A 7,273-nucleotide genomic window follows, 5' to 3' on the forward strand; every position below is an offset into this window, starting at 1 on the left:
GGGAATACCTTAAAATATTGGGAGTAAAATTATGTACGTCGTAAATTGAATCAAATGATTTTTGTCATATTGCAATTTGAAATTTTTGCTTTCCTATATTTGTCCGCGAGAAAATTTTAACCAAACCAAACCATACATGGCATTTTCAGATTTGTTCCGAAAGAAACCCACCAAAGTAATCCTTCAACAAGGAGGCGACGGCGAAGAACTCACAGGCTTGCATCGCGTGCTTACCGTTCGCGACCTTACGTTTTTCGGGATTGCGGCGATTATTGGCGGTGGAACATTCAGCGCAATCGGAAACGCTTGTTTTTCAGGCGGCCCCGGAGTCGTCATCCTTTACGTGATTTGCGCGATCGCTTGCGGGTTCACGGCCATGTGTTACGCCGAATTCGCGTCTCGTGTGCCGGTTTCGGGAAGTGCTTATACGTACGCTTACGTTTCGTTCGGCGAACTGTTCGCGTGGATCATCGGATGGGCGCTCATCATGGAATATTCCATCGGAAATATCTACATCGCATTTTCATGGAGCGGTTATTTCACGAACCTGCTCGAAAGTTTCCATCTGCATTTACCGGAATGGCTCACGATAAACTACCAATCGGCTTGGGATGCGGTCGAAGCCGGAAAGGGCAATGAAGGCATAGCGGCTTGGAAAAATGCACCCGTGGTCGGCGGATTGCGCATCATTTTCGATTTGCCTGCGGTCGTCATAAATATCCTGATCACATATTTGGTTTACCGCGGAACGAAGGAATCCAAGAATTTCTCGAACGTGATGGTTGTCGTAAAACTCGTGATCATCGCGTTGGTCATCGTAGTCGGCGCAACCTATGTCGATATCGACAACTGGACGCCATTCATGCCGAACGGATTCGGTGGCGTCATGGGTGGCGTTTCGGCCGTTTTCTTCGCGTACATCGGATTTGACGCCGTTTCGACCTTGGCCGAAGAATCGAAGAACCCGCAACGCGATTTGCCAAAAGGAATGATTTATTCGCTCGTGGTCTGTACCGTTTTGTATATAATTCTCGCGCTCGTATTGACGGGAATGGTTTCCTATACGTTGCTCGGCGTGAGCGATCCGTTGGCCGAAATTTTCGCGTTGAAAGGCGTGAAATGGATGCTGTTCATCGTGTCGATTGCCGCAGTGGTCGCGATGACAAGCGTCATGCTCGTGTTCCAGTTGGGCCAGCCGCGTATCTGGATGACGATGAGCCGCGACGGGTTGATGCCCAAGAAATTCTCGAGCATCCATCCGAAGTTCAAGACACCGGGATTCGCTACGATCGTAACCGGTCTTGTCGTCGGGATTCCGATTTTCTTTACCGATGAGAATTTCGTGCTCGACTTTACAAGCATCGGGACATTGTTCGCGTTCGTATTGGTCTGCGGCGGTGTTTTGGTACTTTCTCCACAGTCGGAAGAAGAAATGGCCGAACGCAAAGCCAGCGGCAAATTCAGGATTCCGTATATCAATTCGAAATTTATTTATCCAGCGATGCTCGTCGTTTCGGGCGGATTGATCCAATATTTATTTCCGACGTTTTTCAGCGACACATTCAATTTCTCAGGCGACGCGATCATTGCGAATCTGTCGATGATATTGTTCTTCGTGCTTTGCGTCGTGATGGCTGTTTTGGCGTTCGTGAAAAACCTGTCGCTGATTCCATTGCTCGGACTGGTTTCATGTTGTTACCTTTTGACGGGAATGGCGCCGAGCAACTGGAAATGGTTCGGCATTTGGCTCGTGATCGGGCTCGTGTTCTACTTTTGCTACGGATATAAGAAGAGCAAGCTTAATGTGAAAAACGCATAAAATCAAAACCCGCTTCACGAGCGGGTTTTTTATTACAACTTGACAATCTTTTTAATTTGTTTGCCGGAGCTTGAAAGAATCTCGACGAAATATGTTCCCGATGACAACCCGTAAATGGGAATTTCCATGCTATTTGTTCGCGCGTCGGCGTTTGTGTGCTGTAGCAACAATCCCGAAATGGAATAGATGTTTACGCTTGAAATGTCCGAACTTGACGAAACCATAAAACGATTGTTCGCCGGGTTGGGAAACAGCTTGGCTTCGTGAAATTCGGTTTGGATAGATTCGAGCGAACAATCGGTATTGAATATCAAGTTCGGATTTCCCGTAATTTGTGCAATCCAAGTTTGTCCGTCGACCCAAAAGTCAGGATTTGTCGTCCAAACTTCGAACGCATCCACGCAAGCGGAAGCCAGCGCGGGATTATTGCTCATTTCGATTTGCCCGACGTTGCAGTTCGAGGCGCAACCATCAAACGATTCATTTTGGAAATTGATGGTCTGCAGTTGCGAATTGTTATTGACGTGGATCGATGCGTAATACAGCGGAAACGAAAAATCCAGTGCCGACAAATTCGTCTCCTCAATGACAAGATGGGATGTGAAAGTGTTCGAAGCTATGCCCGACAAATCGATAGACGTGAAATTGTTACCCGAGATATCGAGTTGGTATTGAATTTCGGACGATGGAAAAACAATGGTTTCCAACTCGTTGTAACTCAAGTCGAGATCGGCGGTCGCAACATTTGACAAGTCGATTTCAGTTAGGCCGTTGTGCGTGATCCACATGGATTGTACTGACGTCAATTCGGCGAAAAGAAGCCCGGTAAGTGACGTATTTTGAGTAATTTCAACATGCGTCAAAGCAGTCAGTCCCGTCAAATCGAGCAATTCGACGGCGTTACCTATAATTTCCAGGGTCCAGATGTTCGGCTGCGTATCAAAATTGATTGTCGTAAGCAACGCATTATTCATGAGCGAAACGTCGTAGAGATTCGGGAAAACCGTCAAGTCAAGAGTTGGCACCGACGTCTGCACGACCATGATCGTATTAGCATTTGTGAAATATTGTATTCCGCCGACGGATTCTATATTTTCACCAAAAATGAAAAGCGATCCTGCCACCGCGGCTTCGTCCATGCTGATCTCGTTGTCGAAATCCAGATCATAGAGCACGAGAAAAGCGTCCTTGAGATCAGGATCTTCAAAATACGATGTTTTGGGCGTGCGTCGATAAACAACAAAGGAATGCGATAAGGTAGAGTTTCTTAATATAGTGTCGTTTGGTTTTTAAAGCTACTATACTTTGGGTTTCGATAGGAAATTGTAAAGCCAAAACCGCTTTTGCAGTAAGCGAATTGGCTTTTATTTGCGTTTTGTCTTACAGTTTTATAAACTTTTTCACGCTTTCTAATGCGGCACCCTTAATCTTTACAACGTACGTTCCTGAAGCAAGCGATTCGACATCCATCACGATTTCGTCGCCTGAAGAAAAATCTTTTTGCAACAAAAGTCTTCCCGTAATCGAGAAAATCGAAATCGAATTCACGTCATTTCCGTTCACGGTGAATCGACTGTTCGCCGGATTCGGAAAAAGCGTAAAGGCAGATGATTGTTGTTCAGGTACCGACAGTGCCGTAACCGTAGTCGTAACCGTATTAGTGACGATCGGAAAGTTGAAGTCGAAGTAAATATTCGCCGTATTCGAAACCGATTGGTCGAGGCTGAAACCGGCGATCGGCTTGACCTTGAACATCACGAAACCGTGGCTTCCGGGCTCATCGTCGCCCACTGCGGGCAACATGATGTCGTCGAATGCGAATTCGAGTATGTTTTGGTTCAAGGACGTGCGGAAATTATGGCTTGCCCCGATTATTTCGACGGTTGACCAATCGAGCATCTGGCTCAACTCGTCTCGCACGACCACATTTTCAGCATAAAACGTTCCTGTGTTCTGGAATCGGATCAAATAGTGCAGGAATTCGTCGGTCTGCGATGGAGAAATCGTAGCGCCTTCCGTCACTTGTTTGTCGTTCGGGTCCATCGAACCTACGACGGTTTGCTTGAGCAGCGATTGGTTGTTGGCGGGAACGACGTCGTTTTCGATCGGGAAAATAGTCGCCGATACGTTGAGTTGGTCGCCGATGTTCACCGGTGGCGTTTCCATCGGAGCGTTTAAATTCAACGTAAAATTTATCTCGCCGCTTTGGAAAGGCAACAACGTCGGATATTGCCAAACGAGCGTATTGAGTGACTGCGACTGTAAAGCCGTATCTGATGAAACGAAGTCAGTGTGCGCGTCGTCGAAAAGCACCTCTATCGTACCTGAAAGCGTACTCGTTCCACGGTTCGCGTAAATAATTTTATATGCGGCATCGAAACCAGGACGCGCAGGATTTATGGGTATCACTTGGATCGTGAGATCGTTCTGGATACCGTTTGGCACGACACAAAAATCGGCGTTATCGACCGAGGCGTCGTTTAGTTCAAAATTGTAACTCGGCGGCATAATTGTGAAATAGTTTCCGACAATTCAGTCGTTACCGTAGCTGACGTTCCGGGCATGTAAAATGTGTAGTTTCCATCGGCATCGGTAAAGACCGTTATTTGTTGCTGGTCACCGACTCCTTCTACTTGTATGTTGGGAATTCCAATTCCATTGGTACAATCGGGCGAATCGCTGTACGACACCGTTCCGCTTACGTGTACGGCAGGCCCGACCGAAACGTTGTCGACAAGCCAGCGGTCTCCACTCAACGATGCAGTAGGTTGTGTATACGTGCGCACGAAGGCGATATGTGTGGATTGACCTGCAAATTCGTTCAGGGAAACAAGCATTTGGGTAGGTTGATTATAGACTGGGTTGAGTTCGATTTCGTTCCAATTGGCGATTGTCGTGTAACCCGAAAGGTCATTTTGCGCTCCTGTTGAAGCCATAATCTGAAAAGTGGTGAATTGGGTTCCGGCAATGCCCTGCTTTGTCAAAAATAGCAGCGCGTCATCGGTGTTTATCGAAATGGCGGGCATTATGAGCCAATCCTGGGACGTATTTCCCGCTCCGATATTTTGACGGTTCATGAACGCACAGTTCGTGTTGTTTATCTGGAAATTTGCAATAGGGACATTAAAATCCCAATTAATTGTCCCCACACCATTGTCGGTAACCAACCATCCGGGCGGCGGAAACGTCGTAAGTGCGTCGAAATCCTCGTAAAACTGGCTGTTCGCATTGTAAAATGCTAGAAATGAAAACAATAAAAGTAATTTTCTCATCATGCGATTGTTTTTCCGAAATATAGCAAAAAAAAAACCTGCTCGTCAAAGCAGGTCAAATTTTCAAACCATAGTTTATTTAGGCGGAAACCAATGTCAGCACACCGACTTCCTGCATGCATTTCAACATCGATTGGAACGTACGCTCAATGTCGTTGTCGAGCCCGATCGAAAACCGGATCAAACCATCGGTCAAACCCATTTCCTTTTGTTCGTCAAGCGGAATTTCAGACGATGTCGACGTTCCGGGCGCGCTGAACAACGTCTTGTAGAACCCGAGGCTGACCGCGAGGTAACCCAGGTTGCGCTGCTGCATGAGTTCCATGAGTTCGTTTGCTTTTTCGAGCGACCCGACGTCGATTGTAAGCATGCCGCCAAAACCGTATTCGGCGTTCATCATCGTCTTGTAAAGTTCATATCCGGGATGGCTTTTGAGCCCGGGATAAACGGTCTTGATGCCAATCGACTCGAATTTCTCGGCTAGATATTGGGCATTATGGCTGTGCTGTTTCATGCGGATATGCAACGTGCGCAGGTTTTTCATCACGCTCGCCGACCGCAAACTGTCCATCGTCGGGCCAAGTAACATCGCAGCTCCGTTGTTTACGTTTTTCATATCGTCGACGAATTTTCGCGAGCCGCAACTTACTCCCGCAACCGTGTCGCTGCTGCCATTGATGTATTTGGTTATGCTGTGGATCACGATGTCCGCGCCAAGTTTTATGGGCGAAACGCTCAGTGGCGAAAATGTGTTGTCGACGACGAGTTTGAGTTTGTGCTTTTTCGCAATTTTCGCAATGGCCGAAATATCGACGATCTCCAACAGCGGATTGCTCACGGTTTCACAATACAAAATTTTGGTTTGGGGCGTGATCGCTTTTTCGACGAGCTCGGGTTTCGTGAAATCGATGAACGCCGATTCGATGCCAAGTTTGGGCGCGAAGTTTTTGAGAAATGCATACGTTCCGCCGTAGATCGTGCGGCTCGACACGATGTGATCGCCGTTTTCGCACAATTGCAGAAGCGTCGACGTGATCGCGCCCATTCCCGATGCCGCGACGCAAGCGGCTTCGGTGCCTTCCATTTCGGCGAGCGCTTTGTCGAGATACAGGTTGCTCGGCGAGGAATGTCGGGAATACAAATAGCAGCCTTCAGCGTTGCCTTCGAACGTGTCGAACATGGTTTTGGCCGACAAAAAAGTATAGGTCGAGGAATCGGATATCGATGGATTTACGCCTCCGAATTCGCCGAAGTATTGCAGGTCCTGGATGTTGTTTGCGGGGTGGAATTTCATTTTTGTTTAATTGTTTAATCGGTAAATCGGATATTGTACTTGTCTTCCGTTTGGCTTTTCATTTTCTTGGCAAAGTTGAAAACAATTAGATTTATAATCAATGGGTTTTGATTGTATTGGTTTTTTAGTCTGATATTTGTTCGATTGATGGATTATTTTACGGAATTCAAAAGCGATTAAGTTGAATCTTAGATTTTTTATCCGATGATGTTGGACGATAAAGACAAACACCTGCTCAAATTACTGCAAACCGACAGCACGCCGACGACGAAAGCCCTTTCGTTGAAGCTCGATCTTTCGGTCACGGCGGTTTATGAGCGCATCCGCAAGCTGGAACGCGAAGGCATTATTTCAAAATACGTGGCGTTGCTCGACCGGAAAAAGATCGATCGCAATTTCGTCGTGTTCTGCCACATAAAGCTTATGCAACATTCGCGCGAATTCCTGACGCGTTTCGAAACCGAGGTCGTGAAACTGGACGAAGTGCTCGAATGTTTCCACGTGAGCGGCGATTACGATTACATTTTAAAAGTGTGCGTACACGACATGGAAGAATACCGCCAATTCATGGTTACGAAACTTACGACGTTGCAGCACATCGGCAGCACGCAGAGTTCGTTAATGATCGCCGAGGTGAAGAATACGACGGTTTTTTCGTTATGATCACTTGAATTTTCGTGCGATGTAAAAATTCAATCCGACGCTAATCGCAATTACGAAAAGAAAATTGAAAACGGTAAACTTTGAATAATATGCGGTGTTTGAACTAATCGCTTTATTGTTGATTTGTTGATTCGCTTAATTGTTGATTTGTTGATTTGTTGATTCGTTGATTTGAGTCGTTGCCTTCCGATTACGTCAGTCCTTCGTCGTTCGTCTTTCGTCTTT

The 7,273-nt window shown here is 46.6% G+C and carries 6 protein-coding genes; 2 read left to right on the forward strand and 4 right to left on the reverse strand.

The features are described 5' to 3' along the window. Positions 1-136: 136 nt before the first annotated feature. The gene (locus EOO50_RS10515; protein ID WP_290839906.1) at positions 137-1,819 is read left to right on the forward strand and encodes an amino acid permease; all 1,683 of its coding nucleotides are present in this window, start codon (positions 137-139) and stop codon (positions 1,817-1,819) included. 32 nt (positions 1,820-1,851) lie between these two features. On the opposite strand, the gene EOO50_RS10520 is transcribed toward EOO50_RS10515, so the two are convergent. The 4 genes from EOO50_RS10520 to EOO50_RS10535 form a co-directional block, all read right to left on the reverse strand. Further along, a complete protein-coding gene (locus tag EOO50_RS10520; RefSeq protein WP_290839907.1) occupies positions 1,852-2,994 on the reverse strand; it encodes a T9SS type A sorting domain-containing protein in 1,143 nt (380 codons plus the stop codon). Positions 2,995-3,199: 205 nt separating this feature from the next. Further along, on the reverse strand, positions 3,200-4,327 hold the full coding sequence (locus EOO50_RS10525; RefSeq protein WP_290839908.1) for a T9SS type A sorting domain-containing protein: 1,128 nt from the start codon (positions 4,325-4,327) through the stop codon (positions 3,200-3,202). Beyond that, on the reverse strand, positions 4,300-5,091 hold the full coding sequence (locus EOO50_RS10530; protein ID WP_290839910.1) for a choice-of-anchor J domain-containing protein: 792 nt from the start codon (positions 5,089-5,091) through the stop codon (positions 4,300-4,302). The genes EOO50_RS10525 and EOO50_RS10530 overlap by 28 nt, the downstream gene beginning before the upstream one ends. A 79-nt stretch (positions 5,092-5,170) precedes the next feature. Then, entirely contained in the window at positions 5,171-6,385 is a 1,215-nt protein-coding gene (locus EOO50_RS10535; RefSeq protein ID WP_290839911.1) for an aminotransferase class I/II-fold pyridoxal phosphate-dependent enzyme, read from the reverse strand. 204 nt (positions 6,386-6,589) lie between these two features. On the opposite strand from EOO50_RS10535, the gene EOO50_RS10540 reads away from it, so the two are divergent. Further along, positions 6,590-7,048: an Lrp/AsnC family transcriptional regulator gene (locus EOO50_RS10540; protein ID WP_290839913.1), complete on the forward strand. Its 459-nt coding sequence runs from the start codon at positions 6,590-6,592 to the stop codon at positions 7,046-7,048. Positions 7,049-7,273: the final 225 nt, after the last annotated feature.

This window comes from Flavobacterium sp. (assembly GCF_004211145.1).
In the GTDB taxonomy this organism is placed as follows: domain Bacteria; phylum Bacteroidota; class Bacteroidia; order Flavobacteriales; family Flavobacteriaceae; genus Flavobacterium.